The sequence below is a fragment of the Paraburkholderia aromaticivorans genome (assembly GCF_002278075.1).
GTDB classification, from domain to species: domain Bacteria; phylum Pseudomonadota; class Gammaproteobacteria; order Burkholderiales; family Burkholderiaceae; genus Paraburkholderia; species Paraburkholderia aromaticivorans.
The window spans coordinates 19,182-45,813 of record NZ_CP022991.1; the positions used below are offsets into that span (position 1 = coordinate 19,182).

Below are 26,632 nucleotides of genomic sequence, written 5' to 3' on the forward strand. Positions count from 1 at the left end.
CTCAAGGACGCGCACATGGCCCTCCTGCAGATCGCCGAACCCGGCCAAAGCGCCGCTCCGCACCAGCACCGGCTGGCGGCGGGAATCGACCTCGGCACCACGAACTCACTGGTTGCCACGGTGCAGAGCGCGGTGGCCCGGGCATTACCCGACGAGGACGGCGCCTGCCTGCTGCCGTCGGTCGTGCGTTATACGCGCGCCGCCGAGCCGGAGGTCGGCCACCCGGCTCAGTTGCGCCAGGCCGAGGATCCGCTCAACACGATCGTGTCGGTCAAGCGCTTCATGGGACGGCGCCTTGCCGATCTGCCGGAAGCCGCCTCGCTGCCCTACCGCTTCATCGACCAGACAGGCATGGTCGGACTCGCTACCGACGCTGGCGAGCGCTCGCCCGTGCAGGTTTCGGCCGACATTCTGCGGACCTTGCGCGTGCGCGCCGAGGCATCCCTCGGCGGCGAACTGGCGGGGGTTGTCATCACGGTGCCCGCCTATTTCGACGACGCGCAGCGCCAGGCAACGAGGGACGCGGCGCACCTCGCCGGGCTGACGGTGCTGCGGTTGCTCAACGAACCGACGGCAGCCGCGATCGCGTACGGCCTCGACCGCGCTGCCGAAGGCGTCTTCGCGATCTACGACCTGGGCGGCGGCACTTTCGATATCTCGATCCTGCGGCTGTCTAAAGGCGTGTTCGAAGTGCTGGCCACCGGCGGCGACTCGGCCCTGGGCGGCGACGACTTCGATCGCGCGATTGCGCAGTGGTTCTGCAACCGGCACGGTGTCGAAGGCCTCGCCATGCTGGCGCCATCCGCACAGCGCAGGCTGATGATGGCCGCCCGCGTGGCGAAAGAGACGTTATCGCACGCCGGGTCCGCGGTGATCGCGCTTGCGCACACCGACCGCAGCATCTGGCAGGCGGCGCTGTCGCGCGCGCAATTCGCGGAACTGGGCGCCGCGCTCGTCGCACGAACTCTCGCCGCCACGCGGCGCGCGTTGCGCGACGCGAAGCTCGGCACCGGCGATATCGACGGCGTGGTGCTGGTCGGCGGTTCGACCAGGATGCCGCTGGTACGGGACGCCGTGCAGGAATTTTTCGGTCGCGAACCGCTTGCCGATATCGATCCGGATCAGGTGGTCGCGCTCGGCGCGGCGATCCAGGCCGATGTGCTGGCCGGCAACCGCAATGGCGACGGCTGGCTGCTGCTGGACGTCTGCCCTCTGTCGCTCGGCATCGAAACGATGGGCGGGTTGGTCGAGAAAATCATCCCGCGCAATTCCACGCTGCCGACCGCGCGCGCCCAGGAATTCACCACCTTCAAGGACGGCCAGACGGCCATGTCGTTGCATATCGTGCAGGGCGAACGCGAGAGCGTGGCGGATTGCCGTTCGCTCGCCCGCCTGGAGTTGCGCGGCATCCCGCCGGCGGTTGCCGGTGCGGCGCGCGTGCGCGTGAGTTTTCAGATCGACACGGACGGCCTGCTCGCGGTCACCGCGCGCGAGCAGACCACCGGCGTCGAAACGCACGTCGAGGTCAAGCCGTCCTACGGACTGACCGATGTCGAGATCGCGGCGATGCTGCAACAGGCCATCGACGCGTCGCTGCCCGATATGCAGTTGCGCACGTTGCGCGAGGCGCAAATCGACGCACGCCGTCTGCTCGATGCAACCGAAGCGGCGCTGGACAGCGACGCCGCGCTCCTGTCCGCCGACGAGCTGGCAGCCGTGCGGCGCGCAATGTTCCAGGTGGGCGAGGCGCTGGAGACCGATGCGTCTGCCGATCTGCTCAAGGCTGCGTCGACGGATCTCGCGGGCGCGACCGAAGCCTTCGCTGCGCGGCGCATGAACGCGTCGATCCGCAATGCGCTCGCCGGACGTAACCTCGATACCCTCGTCTGAACTCGCCTTACCTCATTTGACCTTGTGTGACCTCGCCCGAGCCGGGAGCCCCACCTCATGCCGCGCATCCGTATTCTCCCCCACCCCGATCTCTGTCCGCACGGACACGACCTCGACGCGCGGCGCGGCACTTCGCTGTGCGAGAGCCTGCTCGCGTCCGGCGTCGCGATCGAGCACGCTTGCGAGATGGTCGCTGCATGCGCCACCTGTCATGTGTACGTGCGCGAGGGCGGTGCGTCGCTGGCGCCTCCCGACGACGAAGAGAGCGACCAGCTCGACCATGCGTGGGGCCTTGACCCGCAATCGCGTCTCGCATGCTGCGTGAAGCTGCGCGACGCCGACCTAACGATCGAACTGCCGGCACACACACGCAACCTCGCGCGCGGCTGACCACGCACGTCGTATCGCACATCGCAACTGCTTTCCGCAACGCTGCATTCATCACTACACCTGGCTGTCCGAAACAGGACATTCGCGACAGGCCTTCGTTGGGACCGCTTCATCCGGACACCCGCGAATGCCGGAAAGCGCCCGCTACAGGCGTCGATGCAACGCAACCGCGCATGGCACAGCACTTGCAAACAGTGAGATCAAAGGTCAAAAGGACAACTTCTCATGTCGAATCCGATCATCAACGACACCACGCTGCGCGACGGCGAGCAGACGGCCGGCGTCGCCTTCACGATTGCCGAAAAATGCGCGATTGCCGAGGCGCTCGCACGCGCTGGCGTGCCCGAACTCGAAATCGGCATCCCTGCGATGGGTGACGAGGAAATCGATTGCATCCAGACCATCGTCGCGCTGAATCTCGACGCCGATCTGATGGTCTGGGGCCGCCTCACGGATGCGGACCTGGCCTCGGCCCTGCGCTGCAATCCCGACATCATCCACCTGTCGATTCCCGTTTCCGACATCCATCTTCAACACAAGCTGCGCCAGCCCCGCTCATGGGTATTGGCGCAGGTCAATCGCGTGATAGGCGCCGCTGTCAGGAGCGGGCGCAAGGTCTCGCTGGGCGCGGAGGATGCCTCGCGCGCGGACCCGGCTTTCCTCGCCGACGTGGCGCGGCGCGCGCAACAGTGCGGCGCGCAGCGCATCCGTTTTGCGGACACGCTCGGCGTTCTCGATCCGTTTTCGACCTATGAAGCGATAGCGCGATTGCGCGACGCGGTGGATCTGGAAATCGAAATCCACGCGCATAACGATCTCGGACTCGCGACCGCGAACACCCTTGCCGCGCTGCGCGCAGGTGCAACCCACGCCAACACGACCGTCAACGGTCTGGGCGAACGGGCCGGCAATGCGGCGCTGGAGGAAATCGTGATGGGCGTGCGTCATATCATGGGCCGCGATACGGCCGTCGACACGACCGCGTTATTGAGCATCTCGCGTCTCGTCGAACGGGCTTCGGGACGCCCGGTCGCGTTGAACAAGAGCATTGTTGGCGGCGGCGTTTTCACGCACGAGTCCGGCATCCACACAGACGGGCTCGCCAAGAATGCCTCGACTTACGAGAGCTTCGACCCCGCCGAACTCGGCCGCGAGCGCTCGGTCGTGCTCGGCAAGCATTCGGGTTCGCAAAGCGTGCGCCAGGCTTATGACGCGCTCGGCCTGCCGGTCAGCGACACGCTTGTCGCGTTGCTGCTCACGCGTATCCGCCACCATGCGACCCATCACAAGCAGGCGCCCAGCGCCGCCGACCTGTATCGCTTCCTGATCGAAGCGCGCGACACCGTGGGAGAGTTGTCGTGAGCGGCACCAACCGCGCAGACCGCGCCGCCTGCGTTCCGCCCAACCCCATCCGCCCGCGAGGAGTAAACGCGATGCAAAGCTTTGTCCAGCAACTCAAGGCACTATCCTCGGCCGAGGACTTCCTGCAGTTCTTCGGCATTCCGTTCGACCAGAAAGTCGTCAACGTGAGCCGGCTGCATATCCTGAAGCGCTTTTTCCAGTACATCCGGCAACAGGACGTGCTGCCCGAAGGCGACGAGGCCGCGCTGTTCGCGTCGTATCACGCGCTGCTTCTCAAGGCATACGGCGACTTCGTCGTCTCGACGCCAGCCCAGGAAAAAGTGTTCAAGGTGTTCCAGGACACCGCCGGGCGGCAGCACGTTTCCCTCGACAGTCTGCGCGCGTCGCTGCCCGCGCGCACCGTTGCCTGACAGGTGGAGCAAGACCATGCACATCGTCGTCTGCATCAAGCAGGTTCCGGACTCGGCGCAGATCCGAGTTCATCCGGTGACCAACACGATCATGCGCCAGGGCGTCCCGGCGATCGTCAACCCGTACGACCTGTTTTCACTCGAAGAAGCGCTGCGGCTGAAGGACCGCTTCGGCGGCAAGGTCACGATGCTGTGCATGGGGCCGCCGCAGGCCGAGGAAGCGCTGCGCAAATGCATCAGCTTCGGCGCCGACGACGCCGTGCTGGTCACCGACCGCGCGTTCGCGGGCGCGGACACGCTGGCCACTTCGTATGCGCTGGCCGCGGGCGTCCAGCAGATCGCGAAGGAGCAGGCAGTCGACATCGTGTTCACCGGCAAGCAGACGATCGACGGCGATACCGCGCAGGTCGGTCCCGGCATCGCCAAACGCCTCGGGCTACAACTGCTGACCTACGTGTCGCGCATTGTCGAAACGGATCTCGACGCGCGCACGATCACCGTCGAGCGGCGCGCCGAGGGCGGCGTGCAGGTGCTCAGGACCGCGCTGCCGTGCCTGATCACGATGCTGGAGAACACCAACGAACTGCGCTTCGCGACGCTGCCCGCGATGATTCACGCGGCCGGCTATCCGGTGCGCAAATGGAACCGTGAACAGGCCGGCATCGAAGACGTCAGCAAGATCGGCCTGAAGGGTTCGCCGACGGTAGTCAGCAAGGTGTTCGGCCCGACCCCGCGCAGCGAGAAAGCGGAGCTGCTCGATCTCGACGCCTCCAGTCTGCGCGATGTGTCGATGAACCTGCTGCAGAAGATTTTCACGCGCCATCCCACCCTGGAAGCCGACCTGCTGATGAAGGAGGGATCATGAACACACCCGCCGCTCCCGCGAAGAAACCCGCCGGCCGCGCGGGCCGCAACCTCGAACTGCCGGAGCATCTGAAGGCCTATAAAGGCGTATGGGTCTTCATCGAGCACGACCGCGGACAGGTGCACAGCGTCTCGTGGGAACTGCTCGGCGAAGCCCGCAAGCTGGCCGATACGCTCGGCAGCCGCGTGGGCGTCGCCGTGCTCGGCGGCGCGGACGAGCCGCTCGAACAGTTTGCCGCGGAAGCCTTCACTTACGGCGCGGACGACGCTTACATCGTTCACGACCCGGTCCTGCGCGGCTATCGCAACGAGCCGTTCACCAAGGGGCTGACCGATCTCGTCAACCGGCATCAGCCTGAGATCCTTCTGCTCGGCGCGACGTCGACGGGCCGCGACCTCGCCGGCTCCGTCGCCACCACGCTCCTGACCGGGCTGACCGCCGACTGCACCGAACTCAATATCGATCCCGTCTCGCGCGCGCTGGCGGCAACCCGCCCCACCTTCGGCGGCTCGCTGCTGTGCACGATCATGACGCTCGCGTACCGCCCGCAGATGGCGACGGTCCGCCCACGCGTGATGCAGATGCCGCCGCGTGACACCGCGCGCACCGGCAACATCGTCCACGGAACGCTGGGGATGATCGAGACGGACATCGTCACGAGGCTGCTCGACTTTATCCCGGACGCGAGCAGCAACCGCATCAACCTGCCTTACGCCGACGTGATCGTGAGCGGCGGCAAGGGCATGAAGAACCCGGAGAACTTCCGGCTGGTGTTCGAACTGGCGAACGTGCTCGGCGGCGAAGTCGGCGCGACCCGGCCATGCGTGCAGGCCGGCTGGGCGGAAGCCGAGCGCCAGGTGGGACAGACCGGCAAGACGGTACGGCCCAAGCTCTACATTGCCGCCGGCATTTCCGGGGCGATCCAGCACCGCGTGGGTATGGAAAGCGCGGACGTGATCGTGGCGATCAACACCGACCCGAACGCGCCGATCTTCGACTTCGCGCACTACGGCATTGTCGGCAACGCGCTGCAGGTGTTGCCCGCGCTGACGCAGGCTTTTGCGGAGCATCTGTCGCGGCGACGCAAACAGGCTGCCTGAGGAGAATCACCATGAAGAAGCCTTCACAGTTCGATGCGATCGTGGTCGGCGCCGGTCCGTCCGGCAACGCCGCCGCCTATACGATGGCCAAGGCCGGCCTGAAAGTGCTGCAGATCGAGCGCGGCGAATATCCCGGCAGCAAGAACGTGCAGGGCGCGATCCTGTACGCGAAGGCGCTCGAAGAAATCATCCCGGACTTCCGCGACGACGCGCCGCTGGAGCGCCACATCATCGAGCAGCGGATATGGATGCTCGACGACACTTCGTTCGTCGGCACGCATATGCGCAGCGAGGAATACAACAAGCCGCCCTACAACCGCTACACGATCATCCGCGCGCAGTTCGACAAGTGGTTTTCATCGAAAGTGCGCGAAGCCGGCGCCTTGCTGATCTGCGAGACCACGGTGAAGGAACTCATCATGGACGGCGATCAGGTGGTGGGCGTGCAGTGCGATCGCGAGCACGGCGACGTGTATGCGGACGTGGTGGTGCTCGCCGACGGCGTGAATTCGACGCTCGCGCGCAAGGCGGGCTTTCATGGAGAGATCGAAGCCGGCAACGTCGCGCTCGCGGTCAAGGAGATTCTCTTCATGCCCGAGGAGACGATCCGCCAGCGCTTTAACATCGGCGAGGACGACGGCGTGGTGATCGAAATGGTCGGCAGGATCACCGACGGCATGACGGGCACCGGCTTTCTTTATACCAACAAGGAATCGCTTACCATCGGCGTGGGCTGCATGCTGGGAGACTTCAAGAAGAACCCCAACCGCACGAGCCCCTACGTGCTGCTCGAAAAGATGAAGCAGCACCCGTCGATCGCACCGCTGATCGCGGGCGGCGAGATGAAGGAATATTGCGCACATCTGATTCCGGAAGGCGGCTTTCACGCCATCCCGCGGGTCTACGGCAACGGCTGGATGATCGTCGGCGACTCGGGTGGTTTCGTGAACGCCGCGCACCGCGAAGGCTCGAATCTCGCGATGACCACCGGGCGCCTCGCCGCTGAAACGGTAATCCACGCGAAAGCCGCGGGGCTCGGCTATCGCGCGGCCACGCTCAAGGCCTACAAGACCGCGCTCGACCAGAGCTTCGTGATGAAAGACCTGCACAAGTACCGCGACATGCCGGCCGTGCTGCACCAGAATCCGCAGTTCTTCACGACCTACCCCGACCTCGTGGCACGCGCCGCGCGCACGATGCTCACGGTCGACGGCAAGGACAAGAAAAGCAAGGAGCGCGAAATCTTTTCGAGCTTCCGCAAAGCCCGTTCGCTTGCCGGCATGGTGGGTGACGCCTACAAACTCCTGAGGGCCTTCCGATGAGCACCGTACCCGTCAACGTAGAGGAAAAGCTGTTCCAGAACCGTTACCGCGTGGATGCGGGGCGGCCGCACATCCGCATCAAGGACGCCGACGTGTGCCTGAGCGAGTGCAGCGCGAAGAGTTGCACCTTCGTCTGCCCGGCGTCCTGCTACAAGGCCGAAGGCAACGGCACGGTAACGCTGATCACCGACGGTTGCCTCGAATGCGGCAGCTGCCGCATTCTCTGTACCGACCACCAGAACATCGAGTGGGACTACCCGCGCGGTGGTCACGGCATCCTGTTCAAATTCGGTTGAGGGACACGTCATGGCCAGACCCGAACGACATGTGTTTGTCTGCACCCAGAACCGGCCGCCGCAGCATCCGCGCGGCTCCTGCGCAGGCGGCGGGAACTCCGCCGCGCTGCTGCAGGCGTTCTGGGCGGAACAGCAGAAACGCCAGGCGTACGACATCGTCGCGATCACGTATTCGGGCTGTCTGGGCCCGTGCGATCAGGGCGTGAACGTACTCGTCTATCCGGAGGCGGTGCTCTACAGCGGCGTGACGGTTGCCGACGTGCCGGAAATCTTCACGCGCCACCTGGAGGGCGGTGAACCGGTGCAGCGCCTCATGGCGGCGGAGAAGGTCTGGTGAACCTGCTGACCGGTGTCGAATCGACCGAGCTGTTCGGCGGCGATGTGTCGCCCGCCGTGCGGCGGCTCATCGAAGGCCTGCACGGCGCGCCGCCCGAGCAGGTCGTCGCGGTTCTGTGGAGCGTCACACTGACCTCGCCGCAAAGCCTTGCCGTCTACTATCTGCTCTACAAGTTCCACACCGGGCGCGGTGAACTCGATCATGCACAGCGCGCGGCCCGACGCGGACTGAAAGCCGCCGCACATGCTGCCGGGTTGAATGAGGACTGGCAGACGGTACAAGCCGGCGACGCGAACTTCGACGCGCCCGGTCCGGCCCGTTTCTGGCTCTTCACGCTGAAGGCGCTCGCCTTTATTGGCCTGCGGCGCGGCGAACGCGAAGCAGCCGCACAGTTGATCGCCCAGTTGCGGCGGCTCGATCCGGCGGACCACCTCGGCTTCGGCGTAGTGGAAGCGTTGCTGCAAGGCTGCGCCTGAGGAGAAACACGATGTCCAAACGCCCCGCCATCGCATCGTTGGCCGACGACAGTCCGGCAGCCGGCGGCGTGGCGGCAGTCGACCGTGCGCTCAACCTGCTGGCCGCCTTCGGCAACGACACGCCCGCGCTGTCATTGAGTGCGCTCGCCGAACGCACCCGCCTGTACAAGAGCACCGTCCTGCGCCTGCTCGCGTCGCTCGAACACGCGCATCTCGTGGTGCGCCGGGCCGACGGCTGCTACGTGCTGGGGTCTGGCGTCGCACGACTGCATGCGGTCTATGCGCAATCGTCTTCCAGCGAGTCGTTGGTGATGTCCGTACTGCATGAGCTGGTGGCCGCAACCCGTGAAAGCGCCGCGTTTCACGTACGGCAAGGTACGCAACGGCTATGCCTGTATCGCGTAGACTCGCCCCAGCCAGTGAGAGATCACATCCGCGCGGGCGAGCTCCTGCCGCTGGATCGCGGCGCAGGAGGCCGGGTGTTTCAGGCGCACTGCCACGAGGGGGACGAGGCACTCGGTGAACAGATTCGCCGCCAGCAAGTCATCACGCTGGCAGGAGACCGCGAACCGCAACTAGCCGGTATCGCCGCACCCGTATTTGGCGCGTCCGGGCAACTCGCCGGGGTCATTACGCTGACCATGCCTCGCGAGAGACTGGAGCCCGTATGGGCCGAGATCGTGAAGAATGCCGGGCGAAGGCTGACCGAACAGCTCGGCGGAATGCTACCTGTCCACACGGCTCTGTCAGGTTGATCGGAGGCGACGGTACGATGTATGTCGCGGTCGCATCACGGAAGAGGGCACTGTCAAGTTGAGGGGCGTAGGCTACGTGTCTGGATAAAGAGTAGGTTTCCTTATCAGATAACTGGTTCGACTGCGGTTGCGATAGCCCATTCATGCCATGTGGCGAGGCGTTCTTTTAGTATGGCGCGATGACATGCCGCGTTCATCTGATTTCTGGGCAACGCGAAGTGCTGCCGGATCGGGCCCAAGCATGAGAGAAACGCCTGCGTGCGACGCGCGTCACGAAAGCCGCACATCTGGCGTTCGCGCCTGCGGGTTGGCTGGTGGCTGTTCTCGGCGCGGTTGTTCACGCGAGCAGCCGCTTTGACGAAGACGTGCTTTACCTGAGCGAGTTCAGGAATGTCAGCCTTCGCCGCCGGATAACTGCGCAGTTGATCGGTAACGATCTTGCGCGGCACCGGGTTTGATCGCAACACCCGCCTGAAGAAGCGCTTCGCGGCGGCCTTATCACGGCGCTTTTGTACCAGCACGTCGACCTCGGCACCATGCTCGTCGACCGCGCGCCACAACAGATACGGCTCGCCGCGCAGTGTTACGAACATCTCGTCAAGGTGCCAGGTGCTGCCCGACTTCCGTCGCACCAACTTCGCGCACCTGGCGAATCCCGCGCCGAACTTGTCGCACCAGCAGCGGACCGTCTCGTACGTGACCACGACGCCACGCTCAAGCAACAACTCCTCAATGTCGCGCAGGCTCAGATTGAACCGGAAATACCAGCGAACGGCGCAGCTGATGACAACAGCAGGGAAGCGGTGGCCGTGATAAAGCGATTTCGTCTTGTTCATCGCTTCATTCTACCGTTGTCTGTCCACCAACCCGACACCGCAGGTTTGGCGAAGTGAGGCCGGATCGCTCATCGTCTGGCAGTCGGCACTCTAGTGGCAGCGCCGCAAGCGTGATGTTTACCACGCCGGAAGCCGCCATGGCGCGCGAGGAAGATGCGCCCGCTCTCACGGGGCCAACGGAAGGACAGAAGCTGATTGCGAACTACCGCTCGACTGGCCTGACACTCGGCCGTCACCCGCTTGCGCTGCTGCGCGAAAAGCTGCTGGCCATGCGCCTGATGCCCGCCGAAGCGCTGATGGGTTGTCGCAATGGGCAACTCGCGCGTGGCGGCGGGACCATCAACGTGCGGCAGCGCACCGGCACGGCGAAGGCGCGTCCATCAGGGCTAACAACCGCCTGATGGCGTCGCGGCTGGCCCGCAGCGTTTCTCGTTTCGAACACGCCTGGCTAACGCTCGTGTGATCAGCCCCGAGCCACGACCTGCTGGCGATCGCGGAGCGGCAGCACGCAGGCATGAGCCTCACCGCGCTCGATCATCACTAAAGCGGGCGCACCGCTTCCGCCCGCCGTTTCCGCGTCACCACTTCCACTGCGCGCCGGCCGTCACTTCATAGTTCCTTGTATGCGAACCGGCTTGCGCACCCAGCTTCGCGTACACAGTAGTGCTCGAATTGGCATGCCAGTTCGCGCCAATGGCGAGGCGCCCCGCATCCCGATCCGACGGCGTGCCGAACACCTGATAACTTTGCAACGGCGCATCCGCGAAAGCCGCGCTCACCGACTGCACAGTGCTGCCAAAGCGGTGCTCCCATGCCAGTTCCGTCTGCCAGTCGAGAGGATGACCGAACACCGTGCCGAGTCCATTCAGAAAGCGCAGCCCCAACACGCTCGATAGCGCATTGCTGTTCGTCGATGCGTAGTTCAGATCAAACCCGCCACCGCCGTGTTCACTGAATCCCTGCTGGGTGTAATGTCCGGCACGCATCGCCGCATACGGCTGCCAGGTCCCGATCGCGGACGGGAGCTCTAACCCCGTCTCCGCGTACATCGCCACGCTCGCGGTGTGAAACGAAGCTTCAGGCGAACCCGACAATGCGCCCACGTGCGCGGAACGTTTGAGTGCGTTGTCCCAGTAGCCAACGCCCGCGAGGGCGTTGACATACAAGGCTGTGCCAGCCGGCATGTAGGAGCCGTACAGCAACGCCTGCGCGCCGTCGACCCGGGCATTCGCGTCACGGCTGGAAAACTGCACCGTGTCGTCGTTGATCGCGAGCGCGCCGCCAACGCGCACAGTGTGCGTCACTGCCTGGTCGTAGCCGAGTGTCAGATTCGCCGACTGGTCTTCGTATGCGCTACTGCCGATGCCGTCGTCGCCGGACACGTGCGTGCGCTGATAATTGCCGCTGGCCCAGAGATCATTGCGCGTCGCAACAGACGCGGGGGCCGCGAGGCGCTGCGCGACGACGTCCTGCGTCGCATTCGTGCGGTGTTGGGCGACCTGCTGGAAGATCGCGGCTTCGTCGCCGGAGATCTGCGTGAGCGCACTGGACGCCTCGCTCTTCGACGCGCTCAGGAGTGCCGTTGTCAGCGCGTTCCCGCGACCGCTATAGATGCGAGTCAGCGCGTTAGCGACGCTCGTCTGATTGCGGGTCGTGGCAGCAATGGCGAAGCCGGCAGGCGTTGCGGGCGTGGAGGCTGGCGTCGTAAAGTCTGTCGACGGATTCAGGGTGATCGTGACCGCGCCCGCTGAATAACTTACTGATGGCGTCAGGTACGCGAAGTCCGCGTTCACCGCCGCGAACGCACCGCTTTGCGTTCCCGTGTAGGTGATGATCCTGTATGCCGTGCCGGCCGAATACGAACCAGCGCTTGCGGTGACTACGAGCGTGCTCCCGCCCCCGATCACCAGGCTGCCGACCACCGTGGTGACGCCGCTCAGGCCAGCGGCGTTGACAGTCACGGCATATAAAGAGCCGCTGCCAAAAGTGAGCATGCCGTTCACAGTGAGACCTGTACCCAACCTGCGTGCGACGAGCGTACTGCCGCTTGTGAGCGTCAGGTCCGACGCAACCGTGCCGCTGCCTGCCACCGTCGCGCCGTTACCAACGCTCAAGCCGGCTGCGGTGCCATCGACGATAATCGTGCCGGAGGAAACCGTCGTGCCGCTTGCGTAGCCGCCGGGAAGGATGTTCTCGATGCCGCCATTCGCGACCAGTGTGGCCACCGCCGAGCCGCCGGACAGGATGGTCTGCGTGCCGCCGTTGAGCGTGGTGTTGACCGCCGAGCCAGCAGAATCGATGGTCTGCACGCCGCCCGGTTGGACCAGCGTGCCCGACGCATAGCCGCCGAACGCCACTTCCTGGGTCCCGCCGCTGTTGACGGTAGTGTTGTACGCGTAGCCTTCGATCACGCCATCGACATATTGGAGGCCCCCGCTGTTGACGGTGGCCGCATAAGCGACGCCGCCCCCGAGAATAGACTGCGTGCCGCCGCTGTTGATCGTCGTACCCGATGCGGTACCGCCCGACGATAGTGTTTCGCCCCCGCTATTCACGACCGTACCGCTCGTTACGCCGCCGGAGGACACGGTGAGCGCGCCTCCGTTGACTACCGTTGCGACCGCAATGCCTGCCGCGCCCACCAGTTGCGTGCCATCCTGGTTTACCTGTGTACCGTTGGTGGTGCCCGACGTCACCGACTGCACCCCGCCTGCGGAAATCGTGACACCGCTGGCCATTCCGCCCGAGATGACGTTCTGCGTGCCCCCCGACAGAATATGCGCATTCACGATCCTGGCGCCGGAAGTCACATCCTGCACGCCGCCGCTACTGACGACCGTGGAGATCGCCGTGCCGCCAGATGCGACCTGCTGCGTGCCGCCGCTGTTGACCGTGGCGCCGACAGCCGAGCCGCCCGCAAGCACGCGCTGCGTGCCGCTCGAGTTAAGCGTGGTGCCGCTCGCCACTCCACCTGACGAAACCAGCTCGGTACCGCCGCTGTCGACGATGCTGTCGATAGACGAAGCACCGTTCAGCACGGCAAGCACTCCGCCATTCTCCAGCAACAGATGCGTCGCGGTGTTGTTCGCGATGGAGAACGCCCCGGAAGCGTTGGTGCCGGACACGATCGTGTCCGAGGTACTGGCTATCAGCGCGCCACCCTGCGCGATAGACAGACTAGCTCCGCCGAGCACCGTCGGATGCGCGGCGCTTCCACCGCTCGCGACACTCATGGAGCCGCCCGAAGTGACCAGACTACCGCTCGCATAACCGTCCAGGAAAACCGCTTGGGATCCGGCATTGGTGATGGTCGTGCCGTGCGCCTGTCCATAGACCAGTTGCCGGCCTGCAGAGGTCACGAGCGTGCCTACCGCGCTGCCGCCTGCCGATACGGTTTCGGTACCGCCGCTATTGACTAGCGTATCGACGGACACACCGCCGTTGAGCACGCTCAGACTGCCGCCGTTCTCGAGCAATAGCGAGTGCGCTGTATTGTTCAGAATCGAAAAAGTCCCGGACGCATTCGTGCCGGAGACGATCTCGTCCGAGGTCTCGGCGATCAGCACGCCGCCTGCCGAGATCGACGCTGTGCCACCGCTCATCACGGTCAGCTCCGCAATCGAGCCGCCGCTCGAAACGACCACGGTGCCGCCGGACGATACGCGCGTATCGGTAGCTTGAGCGCCGCTCAGCACGTTCTGCGTTCCGCCGCTAATGATCGTCAAAGACGCGGATGCTCCACCGTACACATTCTGTGCGCCGCCGAACAGCACCGTTCCCAACGAGCTTCCGCCGGACATCACGTTTTGCGTTCCGCCCGCCAGGATCTCTGTGTAGAAGGTTGCGCTACCACCGCTCAGAACGTTCTGCGTGCCGCCGTCGTAGACAAAAGTGTTGGTAGCGAGGCCGCCGCTCGCGATATTTTCCACTCCGCCCGATCTGACGTACGACTGGTCCGCCACTCCGCCGGACAGTACGTTCTGCTGCCCACCACTATTGACAAACGTGTACGTCGTCGACCCTCCTGGGAGCACGTCGAGCTTGCCCCCGCTATCCAGGACCAAATTGAACGCGGAATTGCCGGCGATCGAGAACGATCCTGCAGAGTTGGTCCCGGATAGCGTGGCCGACGTGTTCGTCACGAGGATGCCGCCCGCGCTGATTGCGACGCCGGCGGCGGTCCCTCCCGCCGACACGGCGAGTTCGCCCCCGCTGCTCACCGTGAAGGGGTAATGAGTCGAGGTCGGGGCAGTGTCCGAGGCCGACCCGCCGCTGGAGACCGCAAGTGCGCCGCCGGAGAGGACAGTCGTGCCGACCGCGCTCCCGCCGCTTTGCACGTACATAGTGTCGCCGGATGACAATTCCGCGCCTACTTCCGTCAGTCCCGCAGAAAGGGTGATCACACCGGCATTGGCGTTGCCGGCGACAAAAGACGGGGCCAGGACGCCGGCGGAATAGAGACTCCATTGAACGAGGCGCCAGGCCAGCTTCGACAGCCTTGCGCTCGAGTACCCGAAACGATGCACGCCGTACTTGCGGCGATATGTCAACGGCTTCATTACAACCCCCGATGTTTCCTTGTTTTTGTTTCGTTCTTTGCTTGTTTTAGCTGTTCATTCGTTGAGCGCATTTGCGACTCAGTGGTCAGCACCGCCAGCAGCCTGTGCGGCGAACGCCGGTATTCGCCGGATCGCCTGCTTGACCTGCTCTGTCGTAATGAGCCGCGTACATTCGAACTGGCGCGGCGTGCCGGCATGGCGCGGGCACCACAGGAAATCCTTGTGATCGAAACGCACGCGTACGTCGTTCCAGCAGCTATTGCAGGTGTGGAAGTTGATCACGCGGTACGGCGTCGCGAACTCGTTTGTTGGATGCGTGAACCCGCTGATCATGACGACCGGCGTGCCCACTGCCCAGGCAAGCCACGACAGGCCGCTCGACAGCCCGACGAAAAATTCCGCGTGCCTGAGCCATCGCGCGCGCTCGGTGAGCGGCCGGTCTCCCGTGTGATCCTCCGCGCCGTGCGGAATGTGATTCCACACCATCCCTGAGCCATGCGTAGCCTTCTGATCGATACAGATTACGCGGTAGCCATGCTCTTTCAGGAACGCGACGAGTTCGCGCCATCCGGGCGGATGATTCCAGTACTTGCATTGCGTCGAACTTTGCACGGCGACGCAAACGTATTTTTCGGCGACGGGACGGCGCTCGCCATCGGGTAAGCTGATCTGTGGAGGTTCTTCGACAGGGTCCACGCCGAGGATATAGCCGGCGGTGCGATGCAGCCCGACGAGCTGGAAGTCAGTCGGTTGATGAACATTCGTTTCATCGTCGAAATAGAGGCCGATCCGATAGCTTGCGTAATAGTGCTCGGGCCTGACCTCTTCTGGAGTGACGAATTCGATGTCCGGGTAACAGTCCCGAAAGAGCGGGATGAGCAGCGGCCCCATCGAGCACGTGAGTTTGCACCCATGCTGCCGCTGAAATTTCATCGCATACGGAAACCAGCCAATGATGTCGCCGAGTGTGCCAACGGGAAACTCGATTAACACCGGTTTATCTGTTGCGTCGAAACGATGCTCGAAAACACGCGTGCCGTTCGCTTCGATTTCGATGGAAAATGGCACGAAGTATTTTTTACTACTCGCTACGGCGCCCGTTTCGAGCGTGGTTTCAAAAAGCACATTGCCCGTCGAAAAATCCGCGAGCCTGACATGCCATGTGGTCTTCGAGGCCTTGGGTAATACGATCCGGCAGCCGTCGTTGAAATCGAACCGCACGCCAAGCGGTGCTGCCTGCGTGGGTAACGGCGCCGCTGCCCGGAACGTGGCTTTGCGCGGCTCTGCGGCGTCGCCGACGGCGAGCACTCCGCTTTCAGACGCGTCAGGTCCGGTAGCGTTCGCAACGGTTGTCGCCGCCGAGATCGACGAGCCCGGTGAACTCGCGTCGACGTTGGCAAGGTCTCTGATCATCTTTATTGGTAATGTGAGTTTGCGGTTGCGGATCGATTTTCAGATCATCGAGTGATTCGCGTTGAAAGGCCAACGCTAAGCGCCCGCCGAATATATCAAAACAGTTTAACGGTGTCTTGACAAATCTTTGCAGTCGCGCTCCGTTAGCAATTGATTTGACGTTGCCCCCGTTTGACGAATCCCATAACCGGGGGAATTATGCGGCTTCGCCTCTCTAAGATGCGAACCAGTTCTTTTCGAATGTCATGAGGCTGACGTAATAGAGCGTTGAATGTGGGGGGCCTCAAGAAACGGATTTATGCGTACGCCAAGCACTCCGGCTGGCGCACGAAGGCTCGAAACTCATTTTCGATAGCCTCGTCATCTTTAATAATCTGTGCTGCTGCACCGGCATCATCCGCGCAAACGCATCCAGCGCTCGGCGAAGAATGTGTATGACCATTTCGCCGGAAACCTGATTTCGGAGATGCTGATGCCCCGTGCGCTGGTTTCCAGGGCAATGCGGCGCGCCCGTTTCGTAATTTTCCGGGCCTCGTCACCTGCACGCTCAAGGTTTGTGATGCACTAGGACGCGGCCATCAGGAGTCGCAGGTCGCGCGGCGGGCTGTCGACGCGCGATAATGTTGCAAACCTCTTCGTCCGTATCCATTTCCATCGCATTGAGCCGACGTTCGCCTTCGGGGAACCTGCTCAACAAGCGGCAAATCGAACGTGTCCATCGCCTCCAAAGCGAGTGCAATCTGCGACTCTCCACGCTCTGCCGGAACGAACTCTCTTACTGTTCAGGATACCAGGTTGACTGACGAGGAATGTGAACATCCGCATGCCCCGACGTTCGAGTTCGTCCTGCACGTCCCGCAGTCATTCGTAGTGTCCGAGCTAAGCCGCTGCGCCTCATCGACAAACACGATCAGCTTATTGCCAGCGGCCCATTCAACAAGGTCGGTCAGCTTGTGATAAAGGCGCAGTCGGCGCTGCAACACCGTGCCGCTATCCGGGCGCTCATGCTGTGCAGCCTCCAGCAGCATGCCGAAAAACGGCGCTGTCACGTTGACGGGGCGACGGCGTAAAAACTGCTGGGGACGTGTGTTTGCTCAGACGGCGGACGGATTCCGGGCGAGCTCGGTGAAACGATGCCACGCGTCAAAGCGTTGAGCGAGCTGTTTGCGGTAGAGACGCGCGCAGCAAATGTCGCTTGAGCGCGAAGTGCTGCCGGATCGGTCTGAAGCTCGAAAGAAACGCCTGGGTGCGCTTTGGGTCGCGAAATCCGCGCAAGCGCCTCTCACGTTCACGCGTAGGTTGATGGCTATTTTCGGCCCGATTGTTCACGCGGGCCGCAGCCTTGACGAACACGTGCTTGACGTTTGCCAGCTCGGGGATCCGGGACTTCGCGGCCGGATAACTGCGCAGCTGGTCAGTGACGATCCTGCGCGGCACCGGGCAAGACCGAAGGATGCGCTTGAAGAATCGTTCGGCTGCGGCCGTGTCGCGCCGCTTTTGCAGCAGGATATCGAGTTCGGCGCCGTGCTCGTCGACGGCTCGCCACAGCACATAATGTTCACCGCGCAGCATCACGAACAATTCATCGAGATGCCAGGTACTGCCCGCTTTGCGCCGGGCAGCCTTGACGCGATGCGCGAACCCTGTGCCAAATTTATCGCACCAGCGGCGCACGGTTTCGTAACTCACCACGATCCCGCGCTCGAACAGCAACTCTTCAATGTCGCGCAAGCTCAACTGAAACCGAAAGTACCAGCGAACGGCACAACTGATCACCACCGCCGGAAAGCGATGACCATGATAGAGCGATCTGGATTTATTCATCTCCCGATTCTACGCGACCACCTTGGCAACGTGACAAAGCCTGTAAAACCGCTCTGTTGCCATCTATCGTCATCACAAGGATCAGCATTGTCTTCAACAATACGGCGGACCCAGTCGGGATTGCCTCATTGTGTGTGGTGATGATCCGCACGATAGCAATATTTCTAAACGCACCAGCGATCTTGCTCAAAGGTCGCGCCCTTTTCGCACTCGGACGGGTTAACAACGAGAGAAGTGAGTGTCGGCGCGGCCGATCTTCCGGAGTACCACGTTTTAAAACCAATGCAATCTACTTCCCGGGCTCGATTGAATCGAGCCCGGTCCTTTCGAATACCGCAGAATCTGCCGGCGTTGTCAGATGAGAAATGAGCGCCCGCTTAGCTGATGAACCGTTCTATGTCTTCAGGAAACTTCTGCGCTTCCGGGACAAGCTGCACCCGATAGTTCATGCGGCGCACGAGCACCTGTTCGCCAGCACCAAAGACCTCGACAAAAGCGCATGCGTTATATCCACCATCCGGTGCGAATCAACCGGTTCGGTAGGCTAGGCGTTCGCGATCCGACGAACCACGGCACCAGCGAACTCGTTCGTCGACGCAGTCCCTTTCAGGTCGCGCGTGCGGATCTGGTCCGTGTTCAGTGTTTCAGTGATTGCAGCTCGCAATCGCTGGGCGAGATCACCCTGGCCGACATGGTCGAGCATCAAGCCAGACGCAAGGAGCAAGGATATGGGATTGGCCACCCCCTTGCCAGCAATGTCCGGCGCCGATCCATGCACGGCTTCAAATATCGCAGTGTCATTGCCGTAGTTTGCCCCTGGAGCCATGCCGAGTCCGCCAACAAGACCCGCTAACTGATCCGAGAGAATATCGCCGAACAGATTGGTACACAGCAGCATATCGAACTGCCATGGGTTCATCACCAGTTGCATGGCACACGCGTCGACGATCATGTCATTCATCTCCACACGCCCTGCGTACTCCCGCGCCACGTCTCTCGCGGCTTCCAGGAACAATCCGGTGAGTGCCTTCAGTATGTTGGCCTTATGGACAACGGTGATCTTTTTCCGTCCATGCTTCAAGGCGTATTCAAAAGCGAATCGGGTGATTCGCGTGCAGGCATCGCGTGTGTTGACTCCTGTTGCGACCGCAACCGCTTTCGGGTCATTGCCGACAGGAACATAGTACTCATGTGCAACATAGAACCCACCCAGGTTCTCGCGTACGAGCACGAGGTCGATGTTGTCGTAGCGACCGGGCACGATGGTTCGCACCGGCCTGACGTTGGCAAAAAGCTGAAACTCTTCCCGAAGCCGAACGTTGGAAGAACGGAACCCCTCACCGATCGGAGTCGTCAACGGACCTTTGAGGGCAAGCCTGGTCCTGCGAACACTGTCGAGTGTCGCGGCTGGTAGAGGGTCGCCACTGTGGGTGACCCCGGCGACCCCGGCATGCTGCACGTCCCAAATGAATGGCGCCCCTAAGGCGTCAAGAATGTGGGCCGTGGCGTCAACCACTTCCGGCCCGATCCCGTCGCCGGGAATCAGCGTTGCGGGAATTTGTTGTCTCGTCGAACTTTCCATGACTTTTCTTCCTGATCTAGATGGCGGCAGGCCGCCTGGAATGACGATGATGGTGGTTCACAACTAATGCGACGAAGTGAGTTCCGGACATGGACCAGAATCAGTATGTCACTATCGTAATGCGCATATATCAGGCAATGTCAATCCGCGTGTCTGACCGTGCACATAAGAGTGGCTTGCGCTGCCACCGCATCTTCCACTTCAGCGAGTGCCGTGAACTTCCAGATGCCGCGCATGTGGCGCTGGAACAAAACCGTCAGTATGAGTTGGTCACCCGGCTCGACCACCCGCTTGAAGCGCGCATTGTCGATACCCACGAAAAGATACTGCGCGCTGGCCGGATCGTGCGGCTCTTCCGAGAACGTCAGCAGCGCCGCGGCCTGCGCGAGCGCTTCGAGGATCAGCACACCCGGCATCACAGGACGGCTCGGGAAATGACCCATAAAGTACGGCTCGTTGATCGATACGTTCTTCAGCGCCTTGATGCGTTTATGCGGCTCGAGTTCGAGCACCCGATCTACGAGCAGAATCGGATAGCGATGCGGCAGCAGCGTGAGAATCCTGTGGATGTCGAGATTGTTTTTTTCGGTGCTCATGGTATTTCTGATCACGAATTGGCCGTGCGGCGATGGGTCTGACTGCCGGCGCACGGTTTCGTCATTCTGCCGGTGCCGTCTAGCCTTCATCCAGAAACGACTTCAGGCGCTCGGATCGGGCCGGATGCCGCAGCTTGCGCAGCGCCTTCACTTCAATCTGACGGATCCGCTCGCGCGTCAACTCAAACTGTTCTCCGAGTTCCTCCAATGTGTGATCCCTGCCGCTCTCAATACCGAAGCGCAGGCGCAAAATCTTCGCTTCGCGCGGCGTCAGCGTCATGAGCGCCTCGCCAATGGCGTCCCGCATGCTGGCGTGGAGCGCCGCGTCGTCGGGCAGAATCGCGGCGGAGTCTTCGATCAGGTCGCCTATCGACGTGTCGTCGTTTTCCCCGACGGACGCGTCGAGAGAAACCGGCTCCTTGACGATTCGCAGCATTGCCCGAACCTTCTGCTCCTGCATTTCCATCAACTGCGCAAGTACAGCGGCGTCGGGTTCACTTCCCGTCTCCTGCAGGATCTTGCGCGAAATCCGCTTGAGCTTGTTGAGCGACTCGATCATGTGGACGGGAACGCGGATGGTGCGAGCCTGATCCGCGATCGACCGGCTAACGGCCTGCCGGATCCACCAGGTCGCATACGTGGAGAACTTATATCCGCGGCGGTACTCGAATTTGTCCACGGCGCGCATCAGCCCGATGTTGCCTTCCTGGATCAGATCGAGAAACAGCAGTCCGCGATTCGTGTAGCGCTTGGCAATGGAGATCACCAGCCGCAGATTCGCCTCGATCATTTCGCCTTTCGCGCGCAGCGTTTTTGCCTCGCTTGCGCTCAGCGCGCGACAGACCTCGCGAAACTCGTCGAGCGGCAACACGACCCGCTTCTGCAGGGCAAACAGTTTTTCCTGCTCCAGCTGGATCGCAGGGAGGTTTCGTTCCAGCACCCCGCTGAACGGTTGCCCTGCCGCAACGATCTGCCGCGCCCACGCAGGGTTGGTTTCATTACCGCGGAAATGCGCGACAAACGTGTCACGCGGCACGCCGCATCGCTCTACTACGATCCGCGCGATTTCGCGCTCGATCGTTCGAACTTCGTCGGCTGACAGCCGAAGTGCCCCGCACAAGCGTTCGATCGTGCGCGCGGTGAAACGGATCGTCATCAGCTCAGCCTCGATCGCTGCCTGTGCGGCGCAATAGCGTGCGGAACCGTAGCCTTGCGTTTCATAGGCATCCCGCAATTGCCCGAACCAGTCAGCCACTTTCGCAAATTTCGCAAGCGCGTCGTGTTTCAGCGTCTGGATGTACTGATCGGCGGGTTCGGTTCCAGCGTCGTCATCGTCTTCGCCGCCCAGATCGTCGTCGAACACAGGGGCCGAATCGAGTGAGTCTTCCTGCACTTCGGTCATATCGTCCGTCCCGGTTTCATCCGGATCGACCAGACCGTCGACGAGCTCGTCGATGGCCGTTTCGCCGCAGGCGACGCCGTCCGCAATCGTGAGGATCTCCGCTATCGTTGCGGGACACGAAGATATGGCCCGGATCATGCCGTTGCGGCCCTCTTCGATTCGTCGCGCAAGGGCAATCTCGCCCTGACGGGTGAGCAGCTCCGTGGCGCCCATTTCACGCATGTACATGCGCACGGGATCGGTAGTACGGCCGAACTCCGCGTCCACGCTCGAGATAGCCGTTACGGCCTCTTCCTCCATCTGCTCGTCGCTCGCAAGCGCGGCCGGATAATCGCTCATGATCATCGACTCAGCTTCCGGCGCCTGCTCGAACACGGCAATGCCCATTTCTCTGAACGCCCTGATCACGTTCTCGATCGCATCCGGTTGCGCGAGGCGCCCGGGCAGACAATCGCTAATTTCCCCACAAATGATGAAGCCACGCTCGGTTCCGAGCTTGATCAGTGCTTTCAGGTCTGCGCGGCCGCTTTCAGTTTCTCCGCTGGACTCATCCGGCATCGAGGTGATCGCAGCATGCACAAGTGTGCTCGCTTTCGTGCGACGTGACGCCGCCCGCGTCGGGACCGTTCCGTCCGGGACCCCGGTGTGCGGCGTCACGTCCTGCGCCGAGGCGTTCGCCGGTTGCGTCGTGATTGCAGGCGTCTGACCTGCAACCGTTACGCGGACGCGTTCGTCCTGCATGTCGAGATCTTCCGCTGCCACATCCAGTGCCCGCCTTTTCACCGCCCTCTTCGCCACGCCGTCGCTCCTTTGAGTATCACGTTCGGATCAGCACGCAGCCCGTGCCCCGCCGATATTCGGTGGGAATGCAATGTCAAAGGCACGCGCCGCGCAACCGATCGACTGGCTCCGCTCAGATGCCAAAGTCCCTTGCCCACGACCCGTCACACAGTGGCGGCCGAAATGACTGACGTGATAATATCATTATCATAATCTGCAAATCTGGTTAGCCGTGTGACATGATTGCCGGCCGAGCGGAAGCGGAGCGAAGGCGCTCCGGGTTATCACGAGGCTGAAGAGCCAGACTTACACGCTGCCCAGGCAACTGCATGGATCATTCGCACGCGTCCTTCAACGCCTATATGAAGTTTCTTGCCGAGCCGCCCGCGGACGGCATGCCCGTTGTACTGGAAACAGCCAATGCGCTGTCGCTGCACTTCGACCTGCTGGCCACGCAGAGCTTCATGTCCCGGCGCGATCCGCACAAGCTGGTGCTCGGCTATACCCGGACAATGATGGGATTTCTTTTGCTGAAGCCCACGCCCAGCAGAATCTCGATGATCGGGCTGGGCGGAGGGTCGCTGGCCAAGTTCTGTTACCGGCACCTTCCGGACACACGAATAGTGGCCATCGAAATCGACCCCGCAGTGATCGCGCTGCGCGACACATTCCATATTCCGCCGGATGACGAGCGATTCGAGGTGATCTGTGCGGACGGGGCGGGATACGTCAAAGGCGGCGACGCGCGCCCTGAGGTGATTCTCGTAGATGGCTTTCTGGCACACGGCATGCCCGCGCAGTTGGGTAACGCGGCGTTTTACTCGGCGTGCCACGCGCGACTTGCGGACGATGGAGTGCTCGTCGCCAATTTCGTCGAGGACGATCCGCTCATTCCTTATTATCTGGAAGAGGCGCGCTCGGCGTTTGGTGACTCGCTCTCCATTTTTATGGCAGAGGACAGTTGCAACTACACGATGTTTGCATGGAAGGGGGCGTCGAAACTTCCGTCCCGGGATGCGCTACTCGCACGTGCCCGTACCCTTGCAACGATACATCCGCTGAACCTGCTCGCGACCGCGCGTCGACTGAAGCAAGGCACGAGTCTCGCCATGCATTGGAGATCTGAACAGAATCCGCAGTTGGGCGAGTACTGACAGAAATTGTGCAGCCGCCACGCGCTTGCAACGAAGCGCAGCGACGCTCAAGGATCGAGGTGGGGACTCGAAAACCGCCTTGATTTCAGGCAGTTTTGCGGCGCGGACGCGCACCAATAGCGCTCTTTGTCTTGTAGCTGACGCCGTGCTGCTCAAGGTAATCGCGGATCAATTGCCGAACCACCTGTGAGGGCGTCAGGTCCTGCGCTGCGCACAGTTTCTCGAACGCTTCCTTCTTCACAGGATCGATTAAAATCGTGAGCCGAGCGCTTTTCGTTTCCATGACGGGCAGAGTCCAGATATGTTAATTTGATTATAATACATGGCCGCTCCCGAGTCATCTTGACGCCGCCCTCGCTGCCGCGTCCTGCCGTCGCCTTCCTCCCGCGAGCGCACACTTGCTCGATCTGTCCGGTCCGTAGAGATGAAACCGTCCGCAGATAGCCGACCCCTTCACTCAAGCCGTCCGTCCATATCGGCTCCAGTTAAATTTTTTGCCGTATTCAATGCGCGTGGCCGTGGCGTGGAGATTGACCGCGTGCCGCGCCTGAAGCGCGCGCGCCCGCTCAAGCATTGCTGTGAATGATGGAAGTCCGCCCGCTCCTTTCCACGCAAAAACGGTCACGTTGTGCTCACTACCTTCAGACGGCGCCAGAGCAACCGCGCCGGCAAACACCTCCCAGAGCGCGCGGAGGTAGCGGTGGAAGTCGGGTTCGTCCGTCACCAGATTGGCCACCAGCACGCCATCGTCGCTCAGTCTGCGGCGACAGGCTTCGTAGAACGCGCTACTGCCCAACCTGGCCGGCAGGCCGTCGGCATTGAAGCCATCGACCAACAGCACGTCGGGCCGGTGACCCGGCACGGCGACGTACTGCGCACCATCTGCGCAGACCACTGTGAAACGCCCATCGTCGCGCGGCACGTGAAAATGGTCACGCAGCGCGATGACATCCGGATTGATTTCGATCGCGGTGATGGCGGTGTCTGGCAAATGGCGGTAGCAGTATTTCGCCAGTGAACCGCCTCCCAGACCGATCATTGAAATACGGCATGGAGACGGCCGGAACAACAGAAAGCCCATCATGGTCCGCGTATAACCCAGTGCGAGAGCATAGGGATCGTGCCGCAACATCGTGCTCTGGACGCCGCGCGCGTCGAAGTACAACGACACCACCTGGTCGTTTTCAATCACCAATGGCTTGTTCGGGTTTCTCTTTCCTGTCTTGAGCATGATCGGGTGCGAATCGTGGCGTGATCAGTTGGCGAGTGCGTGTCGAGTGGCGTGCCCTGCCTGAAGCGGGTCACGAAGACACCTGGGCATGCAGGACCGCCGACAGGGCATCCATCGCGGCGCTTTCGTCGGGCCCCGTAATCAGGATGCGTACGAGCGTGCCTCGCCTCACCCGAAGGGACATGACGGACATGACGTCCTTGGCGTTAACGGAGCGGCCGTTCGCCATGCAGACGATATCGCTGCCAAACCGGGCAGCACTCACCGCGAGCCTCGCCGATTCGTGCCCGTTCAGCCCCCACCGGCCATTTATCTGAATCAATGCCTCGACCAACCGACTCCCCTTTGCACGTAAATCGTCACAGCCGGCGCGCTACGCCCGAACATAGCTATACAGCACTCAATGCATGGAACTTGCGGCCCTCTGTGCAAGGAAAGTCCGTAATTGCCGGTCCCATTCGTCATCCCGCACCGCAATGTCGACCGTGCCGAGTCGCTTCAAATCCCGATCCAGATGAACCGCCCGAAGCGATTTTGGACGCAATGGAACACGAAAGAACTTCCCGTCGTCGTCCAGAAACAGACAGGGCCGCTGCCGGTATCGCGCCCCGAGAAGCGAGGTTGTGTCGTGGACATGGCGGGCCGATTCCTTCTGATAGACGAAGATGACGTTGATCCCGCAATCTTCCAGGCTGTCGCAGATGTCGGAGAACCGGTACAGCATCTGGAATCCCCGCTCGCCCGCCCTGCCCACACCAATGACAATCAGTCCGTGACGGCCCATCAGGTCTCGCAAGAACCGGTGCGTGTAGTCATGGGACAGAAGCGAAATACTGGTGTCAATCACGTCAATCTCCCCTCAAACGCAGCGCCCCGTCTCGGACGCTCGCCGCATTCAGGCTCGGAAACACAAAGGGCGTGCCGGTCAATAACCAGTATTATCATTGTAGCGCACTTTAATGATGATCTTATTATCATAATATGTGCGTCCACATCAGGCAGACCGTTTCCATCCCGATGGTGGCTTCGGGCGCGGTGAGCGGGGGCGTCACGAAGCCGCAGCCAGCTACTGCGCTAACGGTCGAGCCAGTAGATCCGTCCGCGCAGATCGTCGATCAGCGGCACGATCGCCAGCGCGATTAACAGTGCCGCGAGAGGAGTCGTCGCCGCGTACCCGAGATGACGGAAGCCCACCGCACCGGTGAGTCCACCAACAAGGAACAGGGCCAGCATGGTTCCGTGCACTTTCAGCTTCGCACGATTCGCCAGCACGCCGTGCGCGGCGATGTCATCGCGCGAGGAATTCCAGTAGAAGAGCTTGCCCAGCTCGATGCCGATATCGGTCACGATGCCCGTCATGTGGGTGGTACGGATTTCCGCACCGGACAGCTTGGTGATCATGGCGTTTTGCAAACCCATGATGAAGCAAAGGAGTACGACCGTTGCCGGCACAAACAGCGCTTCCCACAAGGCGAGGTGGCTGCCAAGCAGGCCGAAACACAGGAGCAGGCTGGCTTCGATCAGCAGCGGCAAAGCATACTGGCTATTCAACTGCCTGCGCCGGCCCCAGTTGACGAGCACCGCCGAACAGGCGGCACCCAACAGGAACGAGATCAACGACCCGGCGCCTGCCAGGACCAGTGAAAAGTCACCCAGCGCAGCCTGGTCTGCAATCGCGGATACCACGCCGCTCATATGCGACGTGTATTGCTTCACCGCGAGAAAACCGCCGGCATTCGTCGCGCCGGCCACGAACGCAAGCGAAAAACCGAGCTGCCGGTCGCCCCTCACAGTGCGGTCCTTCCCCGTGAGGGTTCGGAAATAGTCTGCTGGCATCAGGTATCGACTCCAGTGTTTGCATGCACCGAGCCGCGCCGGCGCATGCAGGAGCCGGTGCGGCAAGCTGTTTCTGAAATTCCATGCGGTATGTGAGGCTCGCGCCGTCAACGCCCCGGAAGGACGCGGCGCCGTTTTTCCGCGGATGTCGCCGGAGCGGCATCGGTGGAACCATCTCGACAAAGCTGCTACGATGATAATGCTATTATCATAAAC

24 protein-coding genes and 2 pseudogenes are annotated in these 26,632 nt (G+C 62.1%); 13 read left to right on the plus strand and 13 right to left on the minus strand.

All coding sequences use genetic code 11. From position 1 onward, the window contains the following. The first annotated feature begins 15 nt into the window (after nucleotides 1-15). From hscA to CJU94_RS33175, 11 genes are all read left to right on the plus strand, one after another. Nucleotides 16-1,890: a Fe-S protein assembly chaperone HscA gene (gene hscA, locus CJU94_RS33125; protein WP_095422923.1), complete on the plus strand. Its 1,875-nt coding sequence runs from the start codon at nucleotides 16-18 to the stop codon at nucleotides 1,888-1,890. A 57-nt stretch (nucleotides 1,891-1,947) separates the two neighbouring features. Continuing rightward, on the plus strand, nucleotides 1,948-2,280 hold the full coding sequence (locus CJU94_RS33130) for a 2Fe-2S iron-sulfur cluster-binding protein (RefSeq protein WP_095422924.1): 333 nt from the start codon (nucleotides 1,948-1,950) through the stop codon (nucleotides 2,278-2,280). A 225-nt stretch (nucleotides 2,281-2,505) separates the two neighbouring features. Then, the gene (gene nifV / locus CJU94_RS33135) at nucleotides 2,506-3,642 is read left to right on the plus strand and encodes a homocitrate synthase (protein WP_095422925.1); all 1,137 of its coding nucleotides are present in this window, start codon (nucleotides 2,506-2,508) and stop codon (nucleotides 3,640-3,642) included. A 71-nt stretch (nucleotides 3,643-3,713) separates the two neighbouring features. Then, entirely contained in the window at nucleotides 3,714-4,052 is a 339-nt protein-coding gene (nifW, locus tag CJU94_RS33140) for a nitrogenase stabilizing/protective protein NifW (protein ID WP_095422926.1), read from the plus strand. A gap of 16 nt (nucleotides 4,053-4,068) precedes the next feature. Continuing rightward, nucleotides 4,069-4,917, plus strand: a complete 849-nt coding sequence (locus CJU94_RS33145; RefSeq protein WP_011491852.1) for an electron transfer flavoprotein subunit beta/FixA family protein — start codon at nucleotides 4,069-4,071, stop codon at nucleotides 4,915-4,917. Further along, nucleotides 4,914-6,017, plus strand: a complete 1,104-nt coding sequence (locus CJU94_RS33150) for an electron transfer flavoprotein subunit alpha/FixB family protein (protein ID WP_095422927.1) — start codon at nucleotides 4,914-4,916, stop codon at nucleotides 6,015-6,017. The genes CJU94_RS33145 and CJU94_RS33150 overlap by 4 nt, the downstream gene beginning before the upstream one ends. 11 nt (nucleotides 6,018-6,028) lie before the next feature. Further along, nucleotides 6,029-7,339: an FAD-dependent monooxygenase gene (locus CJU94_RS33155; RefSeq protein WP_007177262.1), complete on the plus strand. Its 1,311-nt coding sequence runs from the start codon at nucleotides 6,029-6,031 to the stop codon at nucleotides 7,337-7,339. Beyond that, nucleotides 7,336-7,635 carry a ferredoxin family protein gene (locus CJU94_RS33160; protein WP_007177263.1) on the plus strand — a complete coding sequence of 100 codons (300 nt, stop codon included), beginning with the start codon at nucleotides 7,336-7,338 and terminating at the stop codon, nucleotides 7,633-7,635. Before CJU94_RS33155 ends, CJU94_RS33160 begins: the two co-directional genes overlap by 4 nt. A gap of 10 nt (nucleotides 7,636-7,645) precedes the next feature. Then, on the plus strand, nucleotides 7,646-7,972 hold the full coding sequence (locus CJU94_RS33165) for a (2Fe-2S) ferredoxin domain-containing protein (RefSeq protein WP_095422928.1): 327 nt from the start codon (nucleotides 7,646-7,648) through the stop codon (nucleotides 7,970-7,972). Beyond that, complete coding sequence (locus CJU94_RS33170) at nucleotides 7,969-8,448, plus strand: hypothetical protein (protein WP_095422929.1); 480 nt, start codon at nucleotides 7,969-7,971, stop codon at nucleotides 8,446-8,448. Before CJU94_RS33165 ends, CJU94_RS33170 begins: the two co-directional genes overlap by 4 nt. An 11-nt stretch (nucleotides 8,449-8,459) precedes the next feature. After that, entirely contained in the window at nucleotides 8,460-9,203 is a 744-nt protein-coding gene (locus CJU94_RS33175) for an IclR family transcriptional regulator (RefSeq protein WP_095422930.1), read from the plus strand. A gap of 104 nt (nucleotides 9,204-9,307) precedes the next feature. Here CJU94_RS33175 and CJU94_RS33180 read toward each other — a convergent pair whose 3' ends face one another. Further along, a complete protein-coding gene (locus CJU94_RS33180; protein WP_095422931.1) occupies nucleotides 9,308-10,039 on the minus strand; it encodes an IS6 family transposase in 732 nt (243 codons plus the stop codon). 113 nt (nucleotides 10,040-10,152) lie between these two features. Between CJU94_RS33180 and CJU94_RS33185 the strand changes: the two genes are divergently transcribed. Continuing rightward, nucleotides 10,153-10,440 (plus strand): hypothetical protein, encoded by a 288-nt coding sequence (locus CJU94_RS33185; protein WP_208645436.1) that lies wholly within the window; start codon nucleotides 10,153-10,155, stop codon nucleotides 10,438-10,440. A 177-nt stretch (nucleotides 10,441-10,617) separates the two neighbouring features. On the opposite strand, the gene CJU94_RS33190 is transcribed toward CJU94_RS33185, so the two are convergent. From CJU94_RS33190 to rpoD, 7 genes and pseudogenes are all read right to left on the minus strand, one after another. Beyond that, nucleotides 10,618-14,598, minus strand: coding sequence for an AIDA repeat-containing protein (locus tag CJU94_RS33190; RefSeq protein WP_095422932.1), 3,981 nt, complete (start codon nucleotides 14,596-14,598; stop codon nucleotides 10,618-10,620). A gap of 78 nt (nucleotides 14,599-14,676) precedes the next feature. After that, a complete protein-coding gene (locus tag CJU94_RS33195) occupies nucleotides 14,677-16,011 on the minus strand; it encodes an autotransporter strand-loop-strand O-heptosyltransferase (protein WP_095422933.1) in 1,335 nt (444 codons plus the stop codon). A 320-nt stretch (nucleotides 16,012-16,331) separates the two neighbouring features. Continuing rightward, nucleotides 16,332-16,760: pseudogene (locus tag CJU94_RS41950) on the minus strand (phosphate signaling complex PhoU family protein); the annotation flags it as partial. A gap of 345 nt (nucleotides 16,761-17,105) precedes the next feature. Further along, nucleotides 17,106-17,835 (minus strand): annotated as a pseudogene (locus CJU94_RS33210) (IS6 family transposase). A gap of 544 nt (nucleotides 17,836-18,379) precedes the next feature. Then, nucleotides 18,380-19,417, minus strand: a complete 1,038-nt coding sequence (locus CJU94_RS33220) for an isocitrate/isopropylmalate dehydrogenase family protein (RefSeq protein ID WP_095422935.1) — start codon at nucleotides 19,415-19,417, stop codon at nucleotides 18,380-18,382. 140 nt (nucleotides 19,418-19,557) lie between these two features. Then, complete coding sequence (fabZ, locus tag CJU94_RS33225; RefSeq protein WP_095423387.1) at nucleotides 19,558-20,013, minus strand: 3-hydroxyacyl-ACP dehydratase FabZ; 456 nt, start codon at nucleotides 20,011-20,013, stop codon at nucleotides 19,558-19,560. A 79-nt stretch (nucleotides 20,014-20,092) separates the two neighbouring features. Beyond that, nucleotides 20,093-22,213 (minus strand): RNA polymerase sigma factor RpoD, encoded by a 2,121-nt coding sequence (rpoD, locus tag CJU94_RS33230; RefSeq protein WP_095422936.1) that lies wholly within the window; start codon nucleotides 22,211-22,213, stop codon nucleotides 20,093-20,095. A gap of 311 nt (nucleotides 22,214-22,524) precedes the next feature. Between rpoD and CJU94_RS33235 the strand changes: the two genes are divergently transcribed. Then, on the plus strand, nucleotides 22,525-23,349 hold the full coding sequence (locus tag CJU94_RS33235) for a spermine/spermidine synthase domain-containing protein (RefSeq protein ID WP_095422937.1): 825 nt from the start codon (nucleotides 22,525-22,527) through the stop codon (nucleotides 23,347-23,349). An 85-nt stretch (nucleotides 23,350-23,434) separates the two neighbouring features. Here CJU94_RS33235 and CJU94_RS33240 read toward each other — a convergent pair whose 3' ends face one another. The 5 genes from CJU94_RS33240 to CJU94_RS33260 form a co-directional block, all read right to left on the minus strand. Beyond that, the gene (locus CJU94_RS33240; RefSeq protein ID WP_007178408.1) at nucleotides 23,435-23,632 is read right to left on the minus strand and encodes a ribbon-helix-helix protein, CopG family; all 198 of its coding nucleotides are present in this window, start codon (nucleotides 23,630-23,632) and stop codon (nucleotides 23,435-23,437) included. A 174-nt stretch (nucleotides 23,633-23,806) separates the two neighbouring features. Then, entirely contained in the window at nucleotides 23,807-24,580 is a 774-nt protein-coding gene (locus CJU94_RS33245; protein ID WP_091802597.1) for a spermine/spermidine synthase domain-containing protein, read from the minus strand. A gap of 70 nt (nucleotides 24,581-24,650) precedes the next feature. Further along, entirely contained in the window at nucleotides 24,651-24,914 is a 264-nt protein-coding gene (locus tag CJU94_RS33250) for an HPr family phosphocarrier protein (RefSeq protein WP_095422938.1), read from the minus strand. Nucleotides 24,915-24,980: 66 nt separating this feature from the next. Next, nucleotides 24,981-25,427, minus strand: a complete 447-nt coding sequence (locus tag CJU94_RS33255; protein WP_095422939.1) for a hypothetical protein — start codon at nucleotides 25,425-25,427, stop codon at nucleotides 24,981-24,983. 227 nt (nucleotides 25,428-25,654) lie between these two features. After that, complete coding sequence (locus tag CJU94_RS33260) at nucleotides 25,655-26,416, minus strand: YoaK family protein (RefSeq protein ID WP_095422940.1); 762 nt, start codon at nucleotides 26,414-26,416, stop codon at nucleotides 25,655-25,657. Between the last annotated feature and the right edge of the window lie 216 nt (nucleotides 26,417-26,632).

What these genes read in the sequence shown, in the direction of transcription:
- nifV (WP_095422925.1), top strand. Translation starts at nt 2,506, where the DNA reads ATGTCGAATCCGATCATCAACGACACCACGCTGCGCGACGGCGAGCAG.
- CJU94_RS33145 (WP_011491852.1), top strand. Translation starts at nt 4,069, where the DNA reads ATGCACATCGTCGTCTGCATCAAGCAGGTTCCGGACTCGGCGCAGATC.
- CJU94_RS33220 (WP_095422935.1), bottom strand. Translation starts at nt 19,417, where the DNA reads ATGGAAAGTTCGACGAGACAACAAATTCCCGCAACGCTGATTCCCGGC.
- CJU94_RS33235 (WP_095422937.1), top strand. Translation starts at nt 22,525, where the DNA reads ATGGATCATTCGCACGCGTCCTTCAACGCCTATATGAAGTTTCTTGCC.
- CJU94_RS33260 (WP_095422940.1), bottom strand. Translation starts at nt 26,416, where the DNA reads ATGCCAGCAGACTATTTCCGAACCCTCACGGGGAAGGACCGCACTGTG.
- CJU94_RS33175 (WP_095422930.1), top strand. Translation starts at nt 8,460, where the DNA reads ATGTCCAAACGCCCCGCCATCGCATCGTTGGCCGACGACAGTCCGGCA.
- CJU94_RS33155 (WP_007177262.1), top strand. Translation starts at nt 6,029, where the DNA reads ATGAAGAAGCCTTCACAGTTCGATGCGATCGTGGTCGGCGCCGGTCCG.
- CJU94_RS33185 (WP_208645436.1), top strand. Translation starts at nt 10,153, where the DNA reads ATGTTTACCACGCCGGAAGCCGCCATGGCGCGCGAGGAAGATGCGCCC.
- fabZ (WP_095423387.1), bottom strand. Translation starts at nt 20,013, where the DNA reads ATGAGCACCGAAAAAAACAATCTCGACATCCACAGGATTCTCACGCTG.
- CJU94_RS33165 (WP_095422928.1), top strand. Translation starts at nt 7,646, where the DNA reads ATGGCCAGACCCGAACGACATGTGTTTGTCTGCACCCAGAACCGGCCG.
- hscA (WP_095422923.1), top strand. Translation starts at nt 16, where the DNA reads ATGGCCCTCCTGCAGATCGCCGAACCCGGCCAAAGCGCCGCTCCGCAC.
- CJU94_RS33160 (WP_007177263.1), top strand. Translation starts at nt 7,336, where the DNA reads ATGAGCACCGTACCCGTCAACGTAGAGGAAAAGCTGTTCCAGAACCGT.
- CJU94_RS33195 (WP_095422933.1), bottom strand. Translation starts at nt 16,011, where the DNA reads ATGATCAGAGACCTTGCCAACGTCGACGCGAGTTCACCGGGCTCGTCG.
- CJU94_RS33190 (WP_095422932.1), bottom strand. Translation starts at nt 14,598, where the DNA reads ATGAAGCCGTTGACATATCGCCGCAAGTACGGCGTGCATCGTTTCGGG.
- CJU94_RS33180 (WP_095422931.1), bottom strand. Translation starts at nt 10,039, where the DNA reads ATGAACAAGACGAAATCGCTTTATCACGGCCACCGCTTCCCTGCTGTT.
- CJU94_RS33240 (WP_007178408.1), bottom strand. Translation starts at nt 23,632, where the DNA reads ATGGAAACGAAAAGCGCTCGGCTCACGATTTTAATCGATCCTGTGAAG.
- CJU94_RS33130 (WP_095422924.1), top strand. Translation starts at nt 1,948, where the DNA reads ATGCCGCGCATCCGTATTCTCCCCCACCCCGATCTCTGTCCGCACGGA.
- CJU94_RS33150 (WP_095422927.1), top strand. Translation starts at nt 4,914, where the DNA reads ATGAACACACCCGCCGCTCCCGCGAAGAAACCCGCCGGCCGCGCGGGC.
- CJU94_RS33245 (WP_091802597.1), bottom strand. Translation starts at nt 24,580, where the DNA reads ATGCTCAAGACAGGAAAGAGAAACCCGAACAAGCCATTGGTGATTGAA.
- nifW (WP_095422926.1), top strand. Translation starts at nt 3,714, where the DNA reads ATGCAAAGCTTTGTCCAGCAACTCAAGGCACTATCCTCGGCCGAGGAC.